At 66.3% G+C, this 603-nt stretch carries 1 protein-coding gene; it reads left to right on the top strand.

From position 1 onward, the window contains the following. Positions 1–603: histidine kinase dimerization/phospho-acceptor domain-containing protein (locus PA598K_RS26740; RefSeq protein WP_148091998.1), on the top strand; the 603-nt coding region annotated here is incomplete at both ends.

Here is a 603-nt window from a genome sequence, read left to right as displayed (position 1 = left end):
TTGCTGTCGCAAGGGAGGATCGTCGGCAGCTATGCCGGCAGCTTCGACAGCCGCGCGCCTCTCCCATGGTCCAGGCTGCTGCTCTGGGCCGTCCCCGGCCTCCTCGTCAGTCTCGCTGCCTATGCGTTGCTGCGACGGCAGGAGCTGCGCCAGCGGCAGCAGCTCGGCAAAGTCGCAGCAGCTATGCCAACAGAGAGCGTATCGGGCATCGCCGATCCGGGCGAGCTTACCGAGCAGCTCGTCCTCTCCGGGACTGCGCTGCGCCGTCGACTGGAACAGCTCGAGACGGTGCGCAAGACGATGGTCGCCGATATCGCCCACGAGCTGCGCACGCCGCTTACGGTCATGCGAGCCCGGCTCGACCGGGCGTTGCAACAGCAAGATGCGCTGGAGCCTGCGGAGCTGGCGACGCTGCAAGACGAGGTCTACCGGATGAGCAAGCTGCTCCACGATCTCCAACAGTTGGCGCTCGCCGAGTCCGGCCATCTGAAGCTGGACAAGCAATGGTTCCCGGTGAGCGACCTGCTCGAGGAGATGACCGAGCTGATGCGGCTGGAGGCCGAGTCGAGCGGCATCGAGGTCGCCAGCCGTATCGAGGCGCCT

The sequence above is a fragment of the Paenibacillus sp. 598K genome (genome assembly GCF_003851045.1).
Taxonomy (GTDB): domain Bacteria; phylum Bacillota; class Bacilli; order Paenibacillales; family Paenibacillaceae; genus Paenibacillus_D.
The sequence above is the reverse complement of the archived record's forward strand: the minus strand, read 5'-3'. Positions and strand labels throughout refer to the sequence as shown.